Here is a 22,712-nt window from a genome sequence, read left to right as displayed (position 1 = left end):
TACAGCCATGGGGATGCAGACAGGAGAAAATGATCAGGCTTTGAGAAAAATTTTAGATATGACCAGACTCATTAGTATCATACTATTGAGTATTCATTTTTACTATGAATGTTATATTGCTTTTAAAGACTGGCAGCTGGTAAGTAAATTTAGTGATACTATTTTAGGCAATATTTATAATACCGGACTATTTGGTAATTTTCATAAATGCAAATTCTTTGCCCTGGGATTTCTAATCATTTCCTTGCTGGGTGCCAAAGGCAGAAAAGATGAAAAACTGAACTATAAAAATGCATTTGTCTATATACTCACAGGAATTCTGCTGTACTTTATAAGTTATCTTTCTCTGCATCTTTCCGCTGAAAGAACTTCCGCAGCCATAGTATATATTTTTATAACATCAACCGGTTATCTTTTGATACTCTCGGGAGGAACTCTGCTTTCCCGCATTATAAAAAACAGGCTCAGCTCCAAAGATATTTTTAATAAGGAAAATGAAACCTTTCCTCAGGAAGAAAGACTCCTGGAAAATGAATATTCCATTAATCTTCCGGCTCGGTATTATCTGAAGGATAAAATCCGAAATAGCTGGATTAATATCATTAATCCTTTTCGTGCGCTTATGGTTTTAGGTACGCCTGGTTCCGGAAAATCATACTTTGTAATACGTCATGTAATTACCCAGCATATTCAAAAGGGATTCAGCATGTTTGTTTACGATTTTAAATATGATGATCTCTCTAAAATTGTGTATAATACTTTTGAAAACTATAAACATGTCTATAAAATAACCCCAAAATGTTACTTTATAAATTTTGATAATATTATGCACAGGTGTAATCCGCTTGACCCCCAGAGCATGGAAGATATAACAGATGCCTCCGAGTCTGCCCGTACCATTTTAATGGGGCTCAACAGAGAGTGGATCAAACGACAGGGAGACTTTTTTGTAGAATCCCCCATTAACTTTTTATCTGCTGTAATCTGGTATCTCAGACGCTATAAAGACGGAGAATTCTGCACCCTGCCGCATGTGATTGAACTCATGCAACTTGAGTATGACCTTCTGTTTACGCTGCTCAGGACAGAAAAGGAAATTGAGGTACTGATAAACCCTTTTATAAATGCTTACCTAAACGATGCTATGGATCAATTGGAGGGACAAATTGCAACTGCTAAAATTGCAATGGCAAGGCTCTCATCCCCTTCTCTCTATTATGTATTATCCGGAAATGACTTTACTTTAGATATCAATAATCCAAATGAACCCAAGATTGTATGTATGGGCAACAACCCTCAGAAAATCCAGATTTACGGCGCCGTTTTATCCCTTTATGTCAACAGGCTGGTGAAACTTGTCAATAAAAAAGGGAAGATGAAATCCAGTTTAATTTTTGATGAATTTCCTACCATTTATCTCAACAATATGGACAGTCTTATAGCCACCGCAAGAAGCAATAAAGTGGCAACCTGTCTGGGTATACAGGACTTCAGCCAGCTCAGAAAAGACTATGGACGTGAACAGGCTGATGTCATCATGAACATAACGGGAAATATCATTAGTGGCCAGGTTACAGGAGATACTTCTAAACAATTATCCGAGCGTTTTGGGAAAATAATGCAGGACCGTGAAAGTATATCAATCAATAGCGGAGATACTTCCATCAGCCGTTCCAAACAATTGGAATCTGCCATACCGCCTTCAAAAATTTCGGCTTTGAGCTCCGGAGAATTTGTGGGTATGGTAGCAGACAATCCGGACTGCAAAATTGAACTCAAAACATTTCACTCAGAAATTATAAACGATCATGATACCATCAAAAAAGAGGAAGAAAATTATAAGGATATACCTGTTGTACGTAAACTGGATAATGCCATGATTCAACGAAATTACCTTCAGATTAAACAGGATATTCAGGATATCGTCCATTCTGAAATGGAACGTCTATTAACTGATCCTTCACTTTCTTTTTTAATACTAAAGAAATAAAAAAAACAAATCTCATCTATTCAACATCCATTAAACTTGACAATAATTATTCTGAAAAAACAGGTAAAAATACGTATTGCTGTAAAATTTGAAATAGGTACATTTAATAATTAAATTTAAGATTTTTTTTTGCAAATTTCTTATTTATTATGATAAAATAAGATTTCATACAATTAGCACTCATTATATTAAAATTCAACACCTTAAAAAAACTTAGTTATAATTTTAATTTTATAAGCCTTAAGCCAAGTATACCCAATCACTTTAAAAAATTTATAATGGTGATGTCAAAAAATACTCAACCACAAAATAGGCTTTTAATTATTTTTTTAATCACTTTAATTATTTTAAATCTTATTGATGTGGCTCTTAGTTATGGAAGTAGGTCTCTTTTGAGTACCTATATCGAAGTCATATCCATATTGATCCTTGGAATTATTTTAGGCTATTATATTACATTTTTTTTCAATAAACCAGCCAGAAAAAAAATAGTATATTTTGATATGCTTGATATGTCATTGCAGTTTAAGCTTGCTCAGGATTACATTCGTTCATCATCACAAAATCTTAAGCTTGAGTATCCTGAGATAACCGGTATAGCAGCAGGTAGAAAAAATATAAAGGGTAAAAACTTAAAAGCAGTTGCTATTATTATCCAAGTAGCTAAAAAAGAAGGGGATGTGAAGCCATTTCCTTTATATATACAATACAAAGGGTTTCGGATTCCCACAGATGTTCAACAGGCCGGCATTGCTAAAGCTCAATTTACTAATATTGCCTCTGGTGTGAGCCGTAAAGATGATTTGATGTATGGAACTCTTGGTATTCCGATCAGAAAAGGCAGCGAATTATTTTACATGAGCTGTTATCACGTTTATTGTAACAAAGAATTAGCCGCAGGTAAATTATCTGTTGAAAATCCTAATGATCCAACTCTGATATCACCTTGCTTTTCAGACCTTAATGGCTCTCCAATTACACCAGTTGGTACTATCATTGAGGGCTTTTTAACAGAGTCTCTCGATGTGGCAATAATGAAACCGCAAATCGATATAGTACCCAATTATAGTGACATTCCCGGGCCAATTTACTATCGTACACTGACCAGGGAGCAGGAAAACAAAATAATCTTACGTTTTCGCGGGAATGGTTCCAAAACTGTTCGTGAAGGTTTTTTAAGAAATATTGCTTTTGATCAGTATATTGACTATGAAGGAAAAAAAAATCATCACCTTATTAACCTTATTCAGATAGACCGCTGTGCCAGCGACGGTGATAGCGGTGCCGCAGTATGCGATTTAAGCGGAAATTATATCGGCTATGTAGTGGCATCGGATAACAACTTTACCTATATCATTGCGGCTTATACAATTGAAAACCTAACCAATTATAAATTTACTTAATCAAAATCTATGAAAACAGCCAACTCATTATTAAGTATACTGCTTTTTATGGCAATTGCCATCAAAGCACAAAACCGGAAAATTGCTTTTAGTGACATAAACACTGCAGTTACTGAGAAGCAGGGAGATCCTGCAGACCAAAATGATTATAAAGGAACACCTGGAAAAGATTTAATTATAGAAATTACAGGTGTAAATGTAGAAACTGAAATGGATCCTTTTAAGTTTTATGCGGGTTTAGTTGAAAAGGATAAAGTTCGGGTACTTAGCAAGGACTACGATACTCAAAAGAAAACATACAAAGTTAATTTTGGCGCTGTAATTCGGGGATTTACAGCCAGTTCAAAAATTGAACTTAAAAAGAATGATAAGACTGTTTATTCCTTTGATGTTAAAGTTGGAAATAATGAAACAGGTTCTCGTTCCCAATGCGAACAGGCCAGCTTTCAACAGGATGCTCAGATTGAATTTGATAATAGAATACTTAAAAGGTATAAAGATGATGTGGAGATAGTACTTAAAGATAAGAATAATCTGTATATTGATAAAAATAATACAGTGCATATTTTTGTTGATCATTTTGGCAAATACTACGGATACGCACCTCCTACTACTGCTACTGAGAAATATACATATCAAGTGCATTTGATTACCTCCGATTGTCTGGCAAAAGAAAATTTATATTTTTTTGATTACACCGGAAATTACAATCCTACATTTAATATAGATAAAAACGCCTCAGCCCAGTCAGCGGGACCTGTGAAAATAACGGTAATTGATTTTGCCAGGATCGGTCCCTTTACCGAAAAATTCAACTTTAGTATCAAGCGTGCACCAATTGCCAATACTAGCCAATTAACGGAAATTGTCAAGGCAGATGTCACTGTCCCTAAATTATATCATGTAAGCATAACTACAGGACTGATTGCAACCACTCTTAGAAATCCGCAGAACATTGAACAAGTTCCCTTAAATGCAACTCAGAATACTCTTATTGCTGATGACCCCAGTGTCAGAGGTCTTATTACTGTTATGGCTGTATTTTATCCGCAAGGAAGATCATTTCTTTATCCTCCTCATGGACAAATATTTGATCCTAGCCGATTTGGCGTAGTTGTAGGAACACAGTTTGGAAAAGATGCAGACGAAAACTTCCTCGGTGGCTTTTCTTTTGATTTTGCCCGTGGCGGAGCTGTCATATTAGGTGCACACTTTGGAAGACGTAATGTAATTCCAGGTCATAGTAATTTCGACTTCGGAGAGGATGTATTTACCGAGTCAACACTGAATATTAAAAAAGAATGGAATGTAGGGGCGTTTTTTGGAGTATCCATTGATACACGTGTAGCAGTAGAATTACTGAAAACCTTATTTACAGCGCCTTAATAAAAAAAGTAGCATATTGATACCCCTTAATTAATACATCATTTGACATGAGAAAAATATTTTATCTATTTGCAGCATTATCATTAGTACTGCTTCTAAGCAGCATTTATAATTTAGTGATATCATCATCAATTTCAAGATATGATTTTGAAATTAGCGGTAAAGGTTTCGACACATCTGTTAGCAATAGTAATTACGATCTGGTCAAAAAAAAATTACTCACTTGTATAAAAGATCATAAAATTGAAGAGGATAAAAATCAGCAGATCTATTTTTGGTTAAACTTCGCTGTGACCCTTCTTACCGCATCCTCAACTCTTGTTTCTTCTATTCAGGCTTCAAAAAAAAATGAAGCAGTACCAGTTTTAAGTGCTTATAATAAATTTGCAATAACAATTGCGATATTAACTTTCTTATCAACCTTGACAAATTATGTCAGCACACACTACAATGATAAAAAAAATAATGCAGGTAAATCAGTAATTGCTGCAACACAAGATCTTAATGATTTCTATAGGAAATATGATTCAGCAAAGTCTGATGAAGAACGAAATAAAGTTACAAATGAGTACGATCAAAAAATATGCGCCGATTAATATTCTTATTGGTTTGATTTTTACTGGTTTTATTTTTGTTTCATGTAAGAAGCAGAAAGAAGTCGATAGTTTTGATATTGAAAAGCAATTTTTGGCTCAAAATGGATTAGACATTGACAAATCTATAAATCAGGACCTGAGAATTATATTGGAAAAACTAAATTTATTAGATTCTAAAACATTTAATAAAAAATTAAAACTGGCTGAGGACTATAATGCTGAAGAACCTAATGAAATTCTTGTAATCCCATATTCATCAACCAGAGAGAACAATTACTCGGAAGGTTTTTCTGATATTAAGAATCAATTGATCCTGCTAAACATATCGGCCATTAGAAATTTCGCAGCAAAGAATGCTTTATCAGGAGAAAAATCTTTATTACCAGTTGTCGAGCTCATTATTCTACACGAAATTGGTCATTTTATCTTAGGCAAAGAAGGGGCTTTTGATGAAAAGTTGATTACGGTACCCCACAACAATATGATTGAAAAAACACAACCTGAATTTATTACCACTTTAAAAAAGATCGAACTTGATGCTGACTCTTTAGCAATAGACTTGCTGAAAAAAGGATTAAAACAAAAAAATAATTTTGCAGACATTTCCAATGACCTTCAGTTATTACTGCCCGGATTGCAATTTCAAATGTTTGGAAATAGACTTCCTGATAGCTGGTTTTTAGGCGGAAATCAAATTCTTCATGATCCTAGTATTGACTATCCTAATATGGAACTTAGAGTAATGTTCATGAACTATTTTCTTTATCCTACAGAAGAGAGAAGGTCACAAATTCAGGAATATCTATATAATCGCACGGTAACACCCATACATCTGCAGGAATTTACGCCACAGATTTATCAAGGAGAAAAAGATAAATCAAAATGGAATTTATCGGACTAATTGACTAACTCTCCAATGTCTCAATAAAGTCAATCATATCAAGCTTGATAAGCTCCCAGTGTCTTCCCCTGAGGCACAGCGGTTCAAAATCATCGTCGGCAATGCTGAAATCCGTAAACTGCTTTTTTAACAGCTTCCTGTCGTGGGTATAGGGATACCTTTTCTCGTGGAGTTCAAACATTTCTTTGATCGTAAAATCCTGTCTTAGCTGGTCGATGTCCCAAAAGTCTTTTTTTCTTCCGCCTCGTTGCACCACATCGAGTTTCATTGCTGTAATTTCCGCCCTGCTCGCCAGTCTGATTCCATTGAACAACTGCACATCGTCCATAAAAGGGTCTGTGTAATAAAGGTCAAGCTTCACGCTCTCATCAGCACTTCTGCCCACGTAATACGATTTGCCCATCCCTATCGGCGCTATATCCAGACTGTCCACATAAAAGTAGTTTTTTCTCAGATAATCATCCATTGCCTTAAAATCAAGGCTTCCGTAATCCACATCACTGAACAGGTCAATATCCACAGACATTCGGTGCCCGTAATATAGACTGAGCGCAGTGCCTCCTACCAGACGAAAAACTTTGAATTCTTCGGCCTGCATGAGATCTTCCAGTATGGTTTTCAAAAGCGGGGTAACAGTATTGAAATATAAGGGCATAACTTTATTTATTTAAAATGGCATTAACGGTATCTGAACCATAAAATTGCTCAATCTCTTTTTTTTCCTCTTCATTGCCTCGTTCAAAAATCCTTTTGATAACAGCTATTTTTTGTTTTTGCCAGTCTATCTTATCAATGTCCGTATCCCAAAAGAGAATTTTTCTAAGCTTTGTAAAGTCAGGCCTTAGATTGTTTTTGTTTTTTTGCTGGTCTTCTTTCTTCTTTTCCTGCTCAATATCATAATAAACTTGCAGGATCATAAAATAACCTTCCTCTAGCTCAAGTGTCTTCTCGATCTTCATCGCCAAAGAGGTATTCATCCTGCGCTTGCCTTTGGTTATAGCCGTCAGTGTCTGTGGAAACTCTCCCAATGAAATGGCAAACTGCCCCTTGGCCAAATGACGTTTTTCCAATTCACGCTCCAGTACAAAGCCCGGATGGATTCCCTTTATTAGATCTAGTTTCATTTTCATATTGCAAAAATAAACAATTTTGTTTACACAGTTATGTTAAATATTTAAAAACAAGAAACTGAACTAAAAGTGATAGCGATTTTCAATCGAAACGGCATAAAAAGACAGCCAAGATAGTGCCCGCCGTATGCCCGTGCGCATAATGGTCCGCTTCGCCTGCCCACCCTTCGGGACTTATAGCACTCCACATCCTCAAGCCGGTCACTGAATTCTTGCTTTCTTTTTTTCCGTTTTTTCTTTTGAAAACAATTATGCGGAGCATGGGAAAAGAAATTTTAAAAAATATTCATCATTAAAATTTTGAAATCATGGAAATCACAGGACGTATTACAAAAGATGCCACAGTGCACAAAGTATCAAACGACAAACAAGTCGTTAATTTCTCTATTGCCATCAATGACAGCTACAAACCAAAAGGCAGTAGTGAGTATAAAGAGATTGTAACCTATATCGACTGCTCCTATTGGATGAGTGCAAAAACAGCCGAGTGGTTAAAAAAAGGGGCGCTTGTTCAGCTATTCGGACGAATCGGGCTGAGTGTTTACACATCCTCTGATGGCAGGGCTTTGGGCAGTCTGACCTTTCACATCAACAATCTTAAAATTTTGGTCTTTGCCAAAAAAGCAGAAACTGCCCAAAATACAGCCTCACCCAAAGCACAGCAAAATACATCGCAAGACCCCGATGACCTGCCATTTTAATACTCTAGACCAATCTGTAAATATAAACGCCAAAAAATCAGCAGTATGAAAGCCTTAGAAAAATCAATATATCGTGAGTACGAGGTAAGCCAAGCATTTAACGAAATAATTATAAGCCATATAGAAAGCTATAACGGTAAAAAGAAACAGCAGTTAAAATCCTTTTTGGAGGATTTACAACAAGGAGGCTGTGTAAGCGGGATGATAGGAGAATTTATCTACCATTCTGACTGTAAAGCTTTTTATATCAAACATCTTGACGATTTAGAAAACATTAGAAAGGAGTTGGAAGATTCCTTTGGAACTCCTGTTACAAACCGCTATGACAGCCCACATTATACTTTCATGTGCTGGCTCTGCTTTGAAGAATACTGTTATAACATCTACAGTAGTGTGTTTGATAATTGATTTGAAAATACAATAAACTAAATTTAAGACTATGGAAACCAATTTTTTTAAATCCATCGAAGCCCTTGCCGTTGCAGGGGATTGGACAATAAGCATAGCAAAGGAGAATGCCGATACATTAATTGTATCGGTACTCTTCCACAACAGTCGTATCGGGGACGATGCCCGCAGAAAAGTCCCTCCTATTCTGCTTCGGGGAAGCACAGAGGAACTCGATTTAGGTTTTTTTAAGGCTATTGAACAGCCCGTAAAAGAAACCGCAGAGCTTTTTACCAATATGGAGCAGTTTCTAAAACAAAAAGAAGTCGCAAAAGCTTCATCACAGATGCACAAACAAACCGCTGACAAGGCAGAGAAACAAATCTCCGACAAGCAGAAAAACTATCAGGATGCCATGAAAAAAGTGGATGAACTTGAAGCCGAAGGAAAACACCGTGAGGCGTGGATGAAAGTGCCTCAGGTGGAAATCTACCCCGAATATGCACAGCTAATTAAAGACCGCAGGATGGAACTCTCTGCGCAATTCGCCCCTGACCTTTTCAATGAACCTAAAAAAGAAGAATCATGTTAATCACAACTCAGCTCAAAAGAGTTTTCTCTTTTAAAGACAAACAGCAGGACATACAGCTTGCCGACCCCTCAGAAACATTCAGCCCCGAAGCGGTACTGAATTTTTATGCCCAAACCTATCCAATCCTCACTACAGCTACCATTGAAGGTCCTGTAATTGCAGATGATGCCCTGCAATATAAATTTGTTCTGCAGATCGGAACTAAAGGATAAAGCCATGAAAACAAATAATGTAACAGCAGGTAGTATCATTCTGCCCAAAAACAAAAGACAATGGAAATTATATCAGCAGTTAGGAAAATTCGTAAAAGAAATGGACAGGTTACCCGATGCGCAGGAAGTGCAGACAAACAAAACAAAGTCGGTTCCCTTGGAACTTCTGCCAATGGTTTTCTAAGACAAAAGTTCCTGCCCCTCTTTGAGGGTGGTACAGATTTCCCTGATAAGAAAACTACAGAAAAAGTTTTTTTCGAATCCTTTGCTGTCTTAACAGAACTGCACATTCTTAATAGTTACGAAGCAGTAAACAAGCCCTACCCCTATAATATCCTTTTGGCGCATCATTTCGCTGAGAAAGAACTCTGTAAATCAGGGCAGGACATTGAACTCTCCATTGTGCAGGATGATAATACAGGAATTAAACTCGCAGGAAAAACTATATACAACACAGGAAATACCCTGTATTATATCCCTGTTTTACCCTTGTACAGGCTCTTGCAGGACAAAAGACAGAAGAAAAGTGCTGAATTACTATTATCAGTTTTTACCTACCTGTACCACATAGCAGGCATTCCCTATTACAGGGAGGAGTATTCAGCATTGGGGTATCATTATGAATGTATTGAAGATTGGTTTTTCGATGAGTGGGAAGGCGATGAAAAAGATGAACTCGTAGCCATGCAACAGGAATTAAACAAAGCCTCGCACTATGGAGATATAATGTTTAAGAAAATATATAATCCCTATCATTTAAATCACTTTAAGGACAAAATCGAAAGCTTTACTTTAAGTGATGATTTCGGACAGGAATGTCTGAAAATCACAAAAAAAGCATTTGCGATTTTTGAGCAGTATCCAAATGAGAGCATTTTTAGAAACACCTCAAATGAAAATTTCGATGAGGATAACGGCATCATAACCGCACAGCAGTATATCTCCTTTATAGCAAACAATGAAGGGATACTTTACGACAACATTGAAAGGGCTGTAAATGATGAGTTTAATGAATGCTCCGAAATGGAACAGCCTTTCCTTTTTCAGGTCTATGATAATGAAAATAATCAATACCGAGAAGGACTTGATTTTGAATACAAAATTTTCCCGCTTATAAATGACCTATGTACTCTTTTAAACCAAATCCCATGAAAGACATAACCCAAAATTTTGGAAAATTATACCATCCTGTTAAAGCCTTTGTAATCTATCAGGAAAACACCGATAAAAACGTCTACGTGGAAAGCTACGACATGGACAAAAATGGCTCTGCCATAAATGCCCATCCGTTGTCCCTTAGGGAAAGCACCGCCCTTTCCAAAGCCCTTGATACAACCCAGAAATCAAAACGTAATTTTTTAAAGTCCCGAGGTCTGCTTCCCAAAAATGTAATTTATGTAAACTCAAGCAGTAATGGTTTTGCCATTTGGCACACTCCCGCCCAAAGGGTTGAGTTGTTCTTTGTCGAACAATTGGGTATTTCAAACGGCAGGGCATCCATTCCGCCCCTGCTTTGGAAAGCCTCCAAAACTGCCCTTTGGGTTTATGCAATGAAAATGGATTCCGATAAGGATATCTCCGAAGAAACTCTCCTTTGCCATGCCCCATTTTTCAATCTTTATAATGATGGAAAAGTCTGCATGGGAACAGTAAAAATAAATATTGAACCTGATGCTCATTTACAGTATTTTATAGGGATTTGGCAGAAGTATTTCTTTAATAGTTATTTCAGCCACCTCATTGGGCAAAAAAGTCCTGTAAAGGGAAATCTTATTGCCCTGTGGCAGAAACTTATAAACAGTAAAAAACAGTTCCCTGTAAAATCCCTTTTAAGAAATGGTTTAACCATCAAAAAACTCTTATCATGAACACGCTCAAATCAATGCACTTTACAGATAATTACCTGATAAACCCGACCAATCCCATAACAGTAAACCTGATTGGCGCAGGTGGTACGGGAAGCAGAATGCTGACCGAACTTGCCCGAATGAACCACAGCCTTATAGCACTTGGTCATACTGGTTTGCAGGTCTGTCTTTATGACGATGATAGTATAACCCCTGCCAATCAGGGAAGACAACTCTTTGCAGATACTGAATTGGGGCTTTATAAATCCGTGGCGCTTATAAACCGAACCAACCGCTTTTTTGGGACTTCTTGGAAAGCAGTTTCCGAGCAGTTCAATACCTCTAATCTTAAAACCTTTCCAAATAATGGCAGGGCAAATATTTACATCAGCTGTGTGGATACCATATCGGCACGTTTTGAAATCGCACAAATCCTTGAGGGTTTTAAAAATACTGATGGTTATCAGCGCAGTAAACCCCTTTATTGGCTTGACATTGGCAACAGCCAAAATACAGGACAGGCTCTGCTTGCCACCATAGGTAACATCAAACAGCCCGCTTCCAAATTGTATAATACAGTTTCAGATCTTCCGATGATAACTGAGGAATTTCAAGAACTGTTGCAAGGACAGAACGAGAATAACGAGCCGAGCTGTTCCCTTGCCGAGGCTCTGGAAAAACAAGATTTATTTATAAATAGCACACTCGCCTCTATGGGAGCTTCCCTGCTGTGGAAACTCTTTCGGGAAGGAATGACACAGCAAAGAGGGTTCTTTTTGAACCTTGCCACTTTCAGGTCAGAACCTATAAAGGCGGGCTGATGCCCGCCGCCCCGCAATTGGCTTCCTTTGGTCGGCAATTGCGGGGCGCTCTAATCGGTGTACCTGCTCCTTTTCGTGAAATCTCACGAAAAGGAGCAGGTACGTTTGAATTCAGTGACAAAACTTTGTTTATGATGAAACTGCAGTACAACTCGATATCTATAAGTTCACTAGCATTAGACCAGACGAAAGCTCAGAAAAAAACAGCCGGATTATTGGCTCCTCTAGCCCAAGGTAATATAACAGTTCAAAAAAATGCTCTTCAGATTTTATGTGGAGAATATCTCAATCCAACGCTAAATTTAAGTCCTCAGTAGGTATAAATTCATTTGAATTTTATACATGTTTTAATTTTCTGGGATCTGTTACCAAAACCATTGCTTCTAATTTAATGCAGCCTATATTAAAAACCATTGTTTTATTTCTGAAAACATAATAAAATAATAAATTCCATAATACAAACAACACGTATTTATACGGAATTAAATAAACCCTGACATCAGATTATTTGTCTTATATTAGGTGGAAAACATTTTAAATTGGAAAAGGTTAATATCACCGTAATTTGCAAAATATCATTTATTCTGTAACTCAATTAATTTCCTTAAAAAAGCGATTTCTTCTTTCAAAGTGTTAATATATTCTCTGTTAACTTGAGAAGAAAAATCATTTTCTTGTACATTTACCCTCTCGCTATTATTTGATAATTCTTCACCAAACAGATAAGGAATACTTACTTCTAGTACCTGAGAAATTTTTATTAGCTTAGGTACAGTCAATCTGCTGTCATTTTTTTCTAAACGACCATAAGTGCTTTGTGTAAGTATTAACTCCATTGCCATACTTTCTTGTGAAATATTTTTACTTTCTCGAATTTTTCTGATTCGCGTACCAATTGTAGTCATATAATAAGTGTATTATTTACAATAATACTAAATTTTATTTAAAACATGAATGATCAATGTAGGAAATTTATTTTAATTTCGATTTTTTTATTAACGAGAATTTAATGACCAATTAAAAATCTAATTTTAAAACTACCAAAAATGAAAAATTTTATTTACAAGTACAGAAAAATTATAAAGGTTTCTATGATAGTACCCTTATTATTTTTTTTTATTAGCTATGGCTGCCAAAACAGCGAAACTGACCAAGAGCAAACTCATTTAAATTATTCCGGTGAAGAAATTTTTAAAGGAATTTTCTTTTCCCAGGGAGAACTTCCCAATCAGATAGAGGCACTTAAAGCAGAACATGAAAAATCTGAAAATCTAACCGCTACAAACAAAAATCTAAAAGATTTTCAACTTGATTTTTCTAAAGAAATTATTAAATCTATAAACGCTTTAGATCCTGCTTTTTTTAGTCAGTTTAAAAAACAAATGGAGTCCAAAAATTATTATGCCATTCAACTAGCCATGGCAAATGCTACCAAAATGATCAAAGCAGGAGGGTACAATTCTAAATATTCAGGATATTTTAAATTGACAGACAAATTGGAATCAAAAAAAGCAGATTTTTCTACCAAAGAATTTCAAGATATTGACATAAGCACCCCTGAAGGAATAGCAAAATATAAATCACTGATTAAAGATAAATATGATATAAATGTAGATGACGACGACTATAAAGTTGCCTGTTCAATCGGAGCGGTTGTTTGTGTTGTTTATTTAGTTGCCGGCGCAGTGAACACCGTAGTAGCAGCTTATTACGTAGTAGCAGGTGCGGTAGTTTATGCTAAAGTAGAATTTTGGGGAGGTGGTACAAATGAAAGTACAATTGGTAATGTTTTGATTGAAGAATTAGCATTGAAATTAGGATCTTCATCGAATTAAAGACGAATTGTAACTATAAATTGCTAACTAAATCTTATACAGACTTAAGATTTAGTTAGCAATTCAATTATTAAATTTATTATGAATAAAACCATAATTACTTCTTTTTGGGCTGTGCTTGTTTTTTTTATATTATTTTCTAACAATCCAAGTTATCCTATTTTAAGTCATAATACAAAAAAAGCTTTTTCCTATTTGTTCCCCCAGGGATGGGGATTTTTTACAAAAGATCCGAAAGAAGTAACCATTGATGTTTATCAAATGGAGAAAAAAAACATGAAATTAGTAACCATAAACAATTTTTCTTCGCAAAATTTATTTGGATTATCAAGAGAAGCAAGATATATAGGTTATGAATTGGGTAAATTAGAACAATACATACCTAAAAAAGCTTATGTGAACAAACTTGGATTCGTTGGTAAAACCTATCCCGGTATTTCCACTGTTGTAAAAATTCCGTTTATCCCCAAATTTTATTCACTTGACAAAGAATATGTTATATTTCAGTATAAAATTGTCCCCTTCTCATGGATTAATAAAAATCAAGAGCAATATAAACCTTATTTAGTAGCGAAAATAAAATTTGAATATTCACCATCCGCATCCTATAACCCTAAAAAATATTTTGAAAAAAATAGATAAAACTGCTTTAAAATTTCATGAAAAATATCTTTACTAATACCTATGGTTTGGCAAGAACCATTATTGCAGTTGGTAATTTAGCCACATTTTCGTTAACTAACTTTAGTCTATATTTCGAAAAAGAGGCTTTTCAGACAAAGCCATTTGGAATGCTGCCTAATTTTTTTTACATTTTTGGAGAAAATGGCCTTATTTATTCCCAAGTTATCAGCATTATAATTCTTTTATGGGTTATTTCTGGTTACTTACCACAAATTTCGGGCATATTGCATGCATGGTTAGTATTCAGTTTTTGTACATTTTCAATTTTAATCGAAGGTGGTGACCAAATTTCGCAAATTATTTTAATTTTGTTAGTACCGGTAACATTATTTGACAAACGGATCAATCACTGGTTCAGCAACGATTATTTCCAATATAAACGTCCTGATTTTTTTACGGAATTCAGTTATTCCTGTTTGGTTATCATTCAGCTGCAAATGTGTATACTGTACTTTTTTTCGTTTGTAGAAAAATTTAAAGTTGCAGAATGGAAAGATGGCTCTGCTTTTTATTATTGGTACAACAACCATCCATTTGGTGCAAATGATTTCCTTCATACTATACTAAACCCATTAATCAATTATAAAATTTGTTATATTCTCATCACATGGGGAGTGCTGCTGTTAGAAGTCCTTTTATTTTCTGCTATTTTTTGTTCGCAGAAACATAAAAGAATTCTTTTCTATTTTGGTTTGGTCTTCCATTTTATGATATGGATTATTCATGGCTTAGGTTCATTTTATTTAGCTATGGTTGGTGGTTTGATTATTTATTTACTGCCATTGGACAAATCGATAGATTTTAAAGGTTTTTTGTCTCTTCCTCAATATATTTTTAAAAAAAATAGCGCATTGTAAAATGTAATAAATTAATTATGACAAAACATTTTTTAATGCTGTTTATATTAGGATCACTATTTTGTTCCTGCAGCAAAGATGATAATTTTCAGAGCGCAGCAGATTCTCATACTGTGCTTTTAGATAGTAGTTTTATTATTTCCAAAGAAATGTATTTATGGAATACCGGAATCAAGGATAATAAAGACTTTAATCCATCACATTTCAAAACACCTCTTGAATTGTTGATCGAGTTCAGAAAATATAGTCCTAAAAATGATCAGGGACTTCCAATAGATAATTGGAGTTTTGCAATCGAAAAAGAAACCTGGAATAATTTATTACAGGGAAGCTCAAATGATTTTGGATGCAGTTTCAGATTTAAAGATTCCCAGGATTTAAGAATTTCTGCCGTGCAACAGAATTCTTTTGCACATAAAAATGGATTATATAGAGGATTACAGGTTTTGAGTATCAATGATATCAAGGCAACAATAGCCAATATTGATTTGATATCCAAAGAGTTTAACACTAACACTAAATTATCAATAGTATATTTTGACAAGGAAACACAAGTTAATAAAACCTTAATAATTTCAAAAGAACCCTATGTATTAGAGCCGGTTATGGCAAATAATTATTTTGACGTAAATAATAAAAAAGTAGGTTATTTAAATATAAGCACATTTATAAATTCGTTGAACAACAAATTACCTGTAATTTTTGATGATTTTAAAGCGAATGCTGTTGAAGTCTTGATTATTGATTTGAGATACAATGGAGGTGGTCTCACCAGCGTAATGGAAAATCTCGCCAATATGCTAATCCCTTCCGGGGCTGTAGGGAAAACAATGTATACAACTAAACACAATACTGATTATGCTATGTTCGATTCCACTACTTTTTTTTCAGCATCAGACCAAAGATTGGATTTAAAAACAATTTATTTTATAGTGAGCCACAATACGGCCTCTTCGAGCGAAATGCTGATCAATGCCATAAAGCCTTATACAAATACCATTTTGATTGGTGAGGAAACACAAGGAAAACTAGTGGGGATGTATACTGTACCTTTTCATAATTATATTTTAGCACCGGTTTCTTTTAAAACATACAATGCAAAAGACGAATCATTAGAAAAAAATGGTTTTATACCTAATTATTATAAAGAAGATGATGTTGCCAATGATTTTGACCAAAATGAGGGTTGTATAAGTGCGGCATTATATCATTACAAAAATAATGTCTTCCCTACTTCAAAAAGTAAATTAAGAATAGAGGCTAAACAAGAAATAGTATTAATTCATAATACTTTGCCTTTCGCAATAAAAGATAAAACGTTTTAATTGACTATATAAATTAAAAAAAAATGAAAACATATAAATCAAAAATTGATTTTGGAATAATCCTCTTATTTGTAATTTCATCTGCTTGGCCAATCTATTATTGTTTTAGCCGCAAAGATGGGATTACAGCCAGCCTTCTTTCGCTGCCTGTTATATTTATTTTTTATTTATTTTACAATACAATATACACTGTTGCCAAAGAAAACTTAAATATACGTTTTGGATTTCTTGTTAATAATAATATTGACATTAAAACGATTACACAAATTTCAGAGACCCGCAGTTTAGTAAGCTCTCCTGCCGCATCAATTGACAGATTAGAAATTTTGCACGGTAAAAGCGGCAGAATTTTAGTTTCTCCAAAACAGAAGAAGGATTTTATAGATAGTCTCTTAGCAATAAATCCTGACATTGTGGTAAAATACCGAAAAAAACAATAATTTTCACTTAAAAATATAATTATGGAAACTAATAAACAAAACGACAATTGGAGTTCTGATCCTAAATATTGGAAATGGGGTGTTTTTTATTACAACAAAGAAGATAAACGGTTATTTCCTCCAAAAAGAAATGAAAAATTGGGTTTTACAATAAATTTTGCAAATTCCAAATCTGTGATTTGGTTTATTGTATTTTTAATACTAATACTTATTCCTGTTTTTTTTCTATTAAGACTTTAATTAATTGCCCATAAATAGTAAGCGCAAATACATTAATATTTAAAATTCAATTATAGCCATTTTTATGGCTATAAATAGATTATGGCATCACTTCTTACCAACAAATTGCAAGAATATAATTATCCATTGCTGTTATTGTGCTTTATTTTGATGCATATCAATATTTCTTATTTTATCCCTAATTTTCTTAATGCCAGCTTTTTTAGTATCTGTTTTGTAATAGTACTTTTTTTAGTAGAACTTTATACTTATGTCATTACAACAAGATTACAATCTGTTAAACTTCATTTACTTGATTTGGTTGTATTGCTGTTTTATGGGTATATATTTGTAAATAACCTCTTTTCAAATACCGATATCTTTAGTGAAGCTTTCTTTGAGTTTTCTGCTGTTTTTTGTGTCTATTTTATCGTTAGACAATCAAAAATATCTTACTCTGAGATTTTTTCTTATTTGCAGTTTACGGCAGTATCAATTCTTTTTATTGAATCGATATATTGTTTTTTACAAAGCAATAACATGATCCCCAACTTAAACTCTAATTATACAATTGGAGGAAGTTACGGACATCCTGCTTTTACTGCCATCAGTATTTCCATTTTGACACCCTATATAATTCAGCCTTTAAAAAAATATACTTTTAGAATTATATGTGTAAAAATATTGATACCTCTGATTTTAATTATGTTTTTAATTTATAATTTAAAATCTAGAGCCGCATTGATATCTGTAATTTTATCGCTAACTGTAATTGTTGCTTTAACAAAAATTAAAATTACTAATAAAGTAAAATTTGGTATCTCAGCTTTTTTTATTGGATTACTTGTTTACCTGATTACGTTTGTAAAATCAGATTCTTCATTGGGCAGGATATTTATATGGAAAAAATGTTTGGCTATTATTCCTGAAAACTTATTTTTCGGGGTTGGATTTGGAAGATTTGCATTTGAATATAACAAATATCAATCCTTGTATTTTTTAGAATTATCAGATCGGACCAAAGAGTCTTTTTTAGCAGATTATTCAGAATCTGCTTTTAATGAGTTTTTTCAACTTGGTGTAGAAATGGGTTTACTTGGCATAGCTTTTCTATTGGCTTTAATGATATGTTTATTTTATTTTAAAGACAAGAATAGCTTGACAAAACCATTTTTTAATGGGGTATTTTGGTCTTTTATACCGCTATTTTTAGGGTGGTCTGTATTGCGATATTTCCCCATTGGATGTTTCTTTTTTGTTGGGCTTGCATTACTATCAAAGCAAATAAGGACTGAATTCGTTTTTAATTTGAATTTTAAAAATAAATTACCGATTAAATTCATCTCTTTTTCCACTGTTATTTTAGCAGGATTATTTATCTATAACCGGGCTGGTTATATAGCAATCAATTGGAGTATTCAAAATGATAAGAAACCAAATTATGCTCTTAATTTAAGCAGTGCATTTTCAGAATTGCAATACTCGGACAGGTATATTTATAAATATTGTGACTTTTTAATTGAAAAAAACGATTACAAGCGAGCTGCATTTGTAGCCGAAAACAGTAATAAATGGCTGAATTCCCCCGCTTTATACCATTATCTCTATAGAATTCATTTCGAAAGAAAAGAATATAAAAAAGCCATAAAGGATTTGGATTATTTAATAAATATTTCACCTTCCAAAATATATCCAAAATACGCTCTTGCAAAACTTTACTATTCTTCGGGAAATAAAAGTAAAGCAGATTCTTTAACTAAAGAAATTTTAAAAATTAAACCTAAAATAATTAATGCAGATGTGATACTGATGAAAGAAGAGTTAAAAACATATTTAAATAAAAATAATTAAAGTTATGTCTAAGGGGAAAAAAAATATTATTTATTTGTTTTTATACATCACTGTATCATTACTTATTAGCTGTAAGAAACATAACTCGGTAACAATTAATTTGAAGAATGAATTAGAAAAGAACAAAACATTATTAGAAAGAGTTGATCAATATCCTGAGCTAAAAGCTGCTTTAAATCATTATTCGGATCCAAAAGATTCGTTAAAACGAAAAGCAATGCACTTTTTGATTGCAAATCTGGACAACAAAAAAGGATTAACTAAAATTGCTGATAATGAAATTGTTTCGATTTATAAAAAAATGTATATCTCAAGTATGTCAGATACATTTGATTTTCGTAAAAAATATCAGTATCCTCCTGTATTTAATACTACCGAAATTTCAGATTCAGATTTGATTAAGGCAAAAGATTTAATTGAAAATGTCGATTTGGCATTTGAAGCTTATAAATTTCCCTGGGCAAAGAAAGTTCCTTTTAATGATTTTTGCCAGTACATCCTTCCTCATAGGATTTTGGGTGAACCTTTTTCAAATTGGCGAGCGTTTTTTTTTCATAAAAATAAAAGTTTAGTTAAGTATCTTTTGAAAAATAAAATTGAGGATCCTGAAGTAGTCTGTAGAATCTTAAACGATAGTTTGATTAAGCAATTTAAATTTTACAGCAAACTTGAATTACCTTGTCCTAATCTTATAAGTTTAGATAAGAACCCCATAGGATTGTGTATGCCAAGATACTTATTGTATACAGCCCTGGCAAGAAGTATTGGATTACCAGTTGCATTAGATTTTATTCCTCAGTTTGGTAATTTTGGAGGATCACACTATTGGGTAACATTAATTCAAAAGAAAAACTTTTCTTTTAATGCTGGAGAGAAATGGGAACCATGTTTGTTTAGAGGGGTTAAGTATTTTAGACATGTGTATACGAACAATTTACGTGGTTCTGATAAAAGTCCATTGGAGAACCCTAATGTTATTGACGTGACTAAACAGTATCAAGAAAGGAAGATTGGTAATCTTAAATTGGAGCTAAACACCACTGTTTCTAAAGACCTGTATCTATTTACATTTGGTATGAGTAAAGAATTTGTTTGTTTACAAAAAGCTGAAATTCATCACAAAAAAATATTTTTTAATGATATATCTTATTTTGATGATTCTATCTTGTTCATTGGTTATTATAAGGGTGCTGAAATTATTCCAGTTGAGAATCCATTTAAGATACATAACTGGACAAGAGAAATAAGTTATATGTTTCCCTCAAAAAGTTTTGTACAAACTATAAGGCTTTTTAGAAAATTCCCTATAAGTTTTGAAGAAGGAAACTTTTACAAGGAAGTTGCCGGTGCTAAAATTCAAGGATCAAATTTTAAAAATTTTAAAGATAAAAAAGACATTTTTACTTTTAAAGATTATCCTCAAAACGATAATAAAGTCAAATTAAATTCTCAATACGATTTCAATTATTACAGGTATTTACCCAATGAATCCGGTCAGGTAAATTTAGCCGAATTGCAGTTTATTTTTGACAATGAGAAGGATCAGCTTAATGAATCAAAGTATTATCAGTTTGACCCAAAATTTAAAAATATTAGTAATCTCTTCGATAATGATAGCAGAACATATTACTTTTCTTCATCCAAAGAAAATTGGATAGGAATTGATCGTAGCCAAAGTAAAATAAAGAAAATAAAAGCTATAAAAATAGTTGCCAGAAATACTTATAACTTTATTGAAAAAAATAACACCTATGAACTTTTCTATTTCGATTTTGGCTGGAAAAGTTTAGGCGCTAAAAAAGCAAAGGACTCCTTTATAAATTTTCAAAATGTTCCTGCTAATAGTGTTCTTTTATTAAAAAACCTATCGGAGGGATATCAAGAAAGAATTTTTACATATGAAATTTACAATACAGTAACTCCTAAACAAGTCTTCTGGTAACTGTAGTAATTCACAATATTTATAATAAAAACACAAATAATTTTATGAAAAAAATTAGTTTATTAGTATTATTTTTCTTTGCAATAAATTTTAGTAGTGCTCAGGATATTACCGGGCAATGGACCGGAATACTGAAAGAGGCTCAATTAAGGTTAGTTTTTAATATAACCAAAACTGAAAAAGGTTTTATTACTACCATGGATAGTCCTGATCAAGGAGTAAAAGATATCCCTGTGACCAATACTAATTTGGAGAATTCGGTTTTAAAATTAGCCATTCCTAACGCTCAAATTGAATATACAGGAACACTGAAAGATGATGCTATTATAGGAACATTCAAACAGAACGGGCAAATCTTTTCTATGAATCTGTCTAAAGGAAAAATTGAAAAAGAAAAACTCAATAGACCCCAGGAACCTCAAAAACCTTATCCGTATTATACTGAAGAAGTTAGTTTTAAAAATAACTCTGAAAATTCTTTAAAAGGAACCTTGTCTTTACCGGCAAAAGACGGTAAATTTCCCGTAGTAGTATTAATAACCGGAAGTGGTCCACAAAATAGAGATGAAGAATTAATGGGGCATAAGCCATTTTTAGTTATAGCAGATTATCTCACAAGAAATGGAATTGCAGTATTAAGATATGATGAACGTGGTGTTGGTCAGTCCGAAGGAGATTTTAGACCTTCAACAACTGCCGATTTTGCTGAAGATGTTGAAAATGCTATTATTTATTTAAAAACCAGAAAAGAGATTGACATAAAAAAAATGGGGCTGATTGGTCACAGCGAAGGTGGAATTGTGGCTTCAATAGTTGCTTCCAAAACAAAAGACATAAATTTTATTGTTTTACTTGCAAGTACTGGGATGTCTGGTGATAAAGTACTTTTACAACAACAGGAATTAATTTCAAGTGCGAGTGGAATTTCTAAAGAGGAAATTGAAAAAACAAAAAAAATTAATTCAGAATTATTTAAACTAGTTTTGAATACGAAAGATGATCAAACTTTAAAGATGGATATCGAGAAGCTGTTAAAAGTTAATTTGAATAAAATGACTGATAGTGATACATCTAAAAAAATGGATAATGAAGATTTTATATCTCAGCAGGTTAATCAATTGACAAGTAAGTGGATGAGATATTTTTTAAAATTTGATCCTTCACTTGTTTTAGAAAAGGTAGATTGTAATGTTCTTGCTGTAAATGGTGCTAAGGATTTGCAAGTTGCTCCAAAAGAGAATTTGAATGCGATTCAAAATGCACTAAATAAAAGAGGGAACAAAGCAACAATAATTATGTTTCCAAATCTCAATCATTTATTTCAAGAATGTAATACTGGTTTGCCAATTGAATATGGGCAAATCGAGCAAACCTTTTCACCATTTGTTTTAGATGAAGTTACTAAATGGATAAAAGAAAAATCAAGTTAATTACAGGGAGATTAGAGAAAAATCAATTAAAACGAGACATTCAATTTCTTCAAATCATTTAGAAAATGGTTCGAAAATTGTCCTGCTAGGCTTCCTTTTTAATAATATCCGATAATTACTTCAATCCTTCTTTAATCCACTGCGTCGGCGGCTCATTTTTCAG

Annotated in this window: 25 protein-coding genes; 22 read left to right on the top strand and 3 right to left on the bottom strand. The window is 33.4% G+C overall.

Annotation, left to right across the window (positions count from 1 at the left end):
• The first annotated feature begins 13 nt into the window (after nucleotides 1-13).
• The 5 genes from mobC to C8C83_RS21460 all read left to right on the top strand — a co-directional run bounded on the left by mobC (nucleotide 14) and on the right by C8C83_RS21460 (nucleotide 6,276).
• Nucleotides 14-1,990: a conjugal transfer protein MobC gene (gene mobC / locus C8C83_RS21480; RefSeq protein WP_121331408.1), complete on the top strand. Its 1,977-nt coding sequence runs from the start codon at nucleotides 14-16 to the stop codon at nucleotides 1,988-1,990.
• A gap of 284 nt (nucleotides 1,991-2,274) precedes the next feature.
• Nucleotides 2,275-3,393 carry a hypothetical protein gene (locus C8C83_RS21475; RefSeq protein WP_132011898.1) on the top strand — a complete coding sequence of 373 codons (1,119 nt, stop codon included), beginning with the start codon at nucleotides 2,275-2,277 and terminating at the stop codon, nucleotides 3,391-3,393.
• Between the two features lie 9 nt (nucleotides 3,394-3,402).
• The gene (locus tag C8C83_RS21470) at nucleotides 3,403-4,779 is read left to right on the top strand and encodes a hypothetical protein (protein ID WP_121330608.1); all 1,377 of its coding nucleotides are present in this window, start codon (nucleotides 3,403-3,405) and stop codon (nucleotides 4,777-4,779) included.
• A 47-nt stretch (nucleotides 4,780-4,826) separates the two neighbouring features.
• A complete protein-coding gene (locus tag C8C83_RS21465) occupies nucleotides 4,827-5,375 on the top strand; it encodes a hypothetical protein (RefSeq protein WP_121330607.1) in 549 nt (182 codons plus the stop codon).
• Nucleotides 5,344-6,276, top strand: coding sequence for a hypothetical protein (locus tag C8C83_RS21460; protein WP_121330606.1), 933 nt, complete (start codon nucleotides 5,344-5,346; stop codon nucleotides 6,274-6,276). Before C8C83_RS21465 ends, C8C83_RS21460 begins: the two co-directional genes overlap by 32 nt.
• A gap of 4 nt (nucleotides 6,277-6,280) precedes the next feature.
• Here the strand turns inward: C8C83_RS21460 and C8C83_RS21455 are convergent, their stop codons facing one another.
• Both C8C83_RS21455 and C8C83_RS21450 read right to left on the bottom strand, forming a co-directional pair.
• Nucleotides 6,281-6,931, bottom strand: coding sequence for a nucleotidyl transferase AbiEii/AbiGii toxin family protein (locus C8C83_RS21455; RefSeq protein ID WP_121330605.1), 651 nt, complete (start codon nucleotides 6,929-6,931; stop codon nucleotides 6,281-6,283).
• A 4-nt stretch (nucleotides 6,932-6,935) separates the two neighbouring features.
• The gene (locus C8C83_RS21450; RefSeq protein ID WP_233566176.1) at nucleotides 6,936-7,400 is read right to left on the bottom strand and encodes a plasmid maintenance system antidote protein; all 465 of its coding nucleotides are present in this window, start codon (nucleotides 7,398-7,400) and stop codon (nucleotides 6,936-6,938) included.
• A 314-nt stretch (nucleotides 7,401-7,714) separates the two neighbouring features.
• On the opposite strand from C8C83_RS21450, the gene C8C83_RS21445 reads away from it, so the two are divergent.
• The 8 genes from C8C83_RS21445 to C8C83_RS21410 all read left to right on the top strand — a co-directional run bounded on the left by C8C83_RS21445 (nucleotide 7,715) and on the right by C8C83_RS21410 (nucleotide 12,283).
• Nucleotides 7,715-8,107, top strand: coding sequence for a single-stranded DNA-binding protein (locus C8C83_RS21445; protein ID WP_121330602.1), 393 nt, complete (start codon nucleotides 7,715-7,717; stop codon nucleotides 8,105-8,107).
• A 45-nt stretch (nucleotides 8,108-8,152) separates the two neighbouring features.
• A complete protein-coding gene (locus C8C83_RS21440) occupies nucleotides 8,153-8,515 on the top strand; it encodes a hypothetical protein (protein ID WP_121330601.1) in 363 nt (120 codons plus the stop codon).
• A gap of 31 nt (nucleotides 8,516-8,546) precedes the next feature.
• Nucleotides 8,547-9,086, top strand: a complete 540-nt coding sequence (locus tag C8C83_RS21435) for a prtrc system protein e (RefSeq protein WP_121330600.1) — start codon at nucleotides 8,547-8,549, stop codon at nucleotides 9,084-9,086.
• Nucleotides 9,080-9,298 carry a PRTRC system protein C gene (locus C8C83_RS21430; RefSeq protein WP_121330599.1) on the top strand — a complete coding sequence of 73 codons (219 nt, stop codon included), beginning with the start codon at nucleotides 9,080-9,082 and terminating at the stop codon, nucleotides 9,296-9,298. Before C8C83_RS21435 ends, C8C83_RS21430 begins: the two co-directional genes overlap by 7 nt.
• Nucleotides 9,299-9,358: 60 nt before the next feature.
• Nucleotides 9,359-10,450 (top strand): hypothetical protein, encoded by a 1,092-nt coding sequence (locus C8C83_RS21425; RefSeq protein ID WP_121330598.1) that lies wholly within the window; start codon nucleotides 9,359-9,361, stop codon nucleotides 10,448-10,450.
• A complete protein-coding gene (locus C8C83_RS21420; RefSeq protein ID WP_121331407.1) occupies nucleotides 10,447-11,166 on the top strand; it encodes a PRTRC system protein B in 720 nt (239 codons plus the stop codon). The genes C8C83_RS21425 and C8C83_RS21420 overlap by 4 nt, the downstream gene beginning before the upstream one ends.
• Nucleotides 11,163-11,966: a PRTRC system ThiF family protein gene (locus C8C83_RS21415; RefSeq protein WP_121330597.1), complete on the top strand. Its 804-nt coding sequence runs from the start codon at nucleotides 11,163-11,165 to the stop codon at nucleotides 11,964-11,966. The genes C8C83_RS21420 and C8C83_RS21415 overlap by 4 nt, the downstream gene beginning before the upstream one ends.
• A 131-nt stretch (nucleotides 11,967-12,097) precedes the next feature.
• On the top strand, nucleotides 12,098-12,283 hold the full coding sequence (locus C8C83_RS21410; RefSeq protein WP_132011897.1) for a hypothetical protein: 186 nt from the start codon (nucleotides 12,098-12,100) through the stop codon (nucleotides 12,281-12,283).
• A gap of 258 nt (nucleotides 12,284-12,541) precedes the next feature.
• Here the strand turns inward: C8C83_RS21410 and C8C83_RS21405 are convergent, their stop codons facing one another.
• Nucleotides 12,542-12,871 (bottom strand): helix-turn-helix transcriptional regulator, encoded by a 330-nt coding sequence (locus C8C83_RS21405; RefSeq protein ID WP_121330595.1) that lies wholly within the window; start codon nucleotides 12,869-12,871, stop codon nucleotides 12,542-12,544.
• Between the two features lie 141 nt (nucleotides 12,872-13,012).
• Between C8C83_RS21405 and C8C83_RS21400 the strand changes: the two genes are divergently transcribed.
• From C8C83_RS21400 to C8C83_RS21360, 9 genes are all read left to right on the top strand, one after another.
• Complete coding sequence (locus C8C83_RS21400) at nucleotides 13,013-13,801, top strand: hypothetical protein (protein ID WP_121330594.1); 789 nt, start codon at nucleotides 13,013-13,015, stop codon at nucleotides 13,799-13,801.
• Between the two features lie 81 nt (nucleotides 13,802-13,882).
• Nucleotides 13,883-14,443, top strand: a complete 561-nt coding sequence (locus C8C83_RS21395; RefSeq protein ID WP_121330593.1) for an SdpA family antimicrobial peptide system protein — start codon at nucleotides 13,883-13,885, stop codon at nucleotides 14,441-14,443.
• Between the two features lie 17 nt (nucleotides 14,444-14,460).
• Nucleotides 14,461-15,342 carry a hypothetical protein gene (locus tag C8C83_RS21390; protein ID WP_121330592.1) on the top strand — a complete coding sequence of 294 codons (882 nt, stop codon included), beginning with the start codon at nucleotides 14,461-14,463 and terminating at the stop codon, nucleotides 15,340-15,342.
• A 17-nt stretch (nucleotides 15,343-15,359) separates the two neighbouring features.
• Complete coding sequence (locus tag C8C83_RS21385) at nucleotides 15,360-16,667, top strand: S41 family peptidase (protein ID WP_121330591.1); 1,308 nt, start codon at nucleotides 15,360-15,362, stop codon at nucleotides 16,665-16,667.
• A gap of 23 nt (nucleotides 16,668-16,690) precedes the next feature.
• Entirely contained in the window at nucleotides 16,691-17,107 is a 417-nt protein-coding gene (locus C8C83_RS21380) for a PH domain-containing protein (protein ID WP_121330590.1), read from the top strand.
• Nucleotides 17,108-17,128: 21 nt separating this feature from the next.
• A complete protein-coding gene (locus C8C83_RS21375; RefSeq protein WP_121330589.1) occupies nucleotides 17,129-17,347 on the top strand; it encodes a DUF5808 domain-containing protein in 219 nt (72 codons plus the stop codon).
• 81 nt (nucleotides 17,348-17,428) lie between these two features.
• Entirely contained in the window at nucleotides 17,429-19,177 is a 1,749-nt protein-coding gene (locus C8C83_RS21370) for an O-antigen ligase family protein (protein ID WP_121330588.1), read from the top strand.
• A 217-nt stretch (nucleotides 19,178-19,394) separates the two neighbouring features.
• Nucleotides 19,395-21,119, top strand: coding sequence for a hypothetical protein (locus tag C8C83_RS21365; RefSeq protein ID WP_132011896.1), 1,725 nt, complete (start codon nucleotides 19,395-19,397; stop codon nucleotides 21,117-21,119).
• A 44-nt stretch (nucleotides 21,120-21,163) separates the two neighbouring features.
• Entirely contained in the window at nucleotides 21,164-22,549 is a 1,386-nt protein-coding gene (locus C8C83_RS21360; RefSeq protein WP_121330585.1) for an alpha/beta fold hydrolase, read from the top strand.
• Nucleotides 22,550-22,712: the final 163 nt, after the last annotated feature.

This window comes from Flavobacterium sp. 90 (assembly GCF_004339525.1).
Lineage (GTDB): Bacteria > Bacteroidota > Bacteroidia > Flavobacteriales > Flavobacteriaceae > Flavobacterium.
Note: the sequence above shows the minus strand (reverse complement) of the source record. Positions and strands in the feature narration are given on the sequence as shown.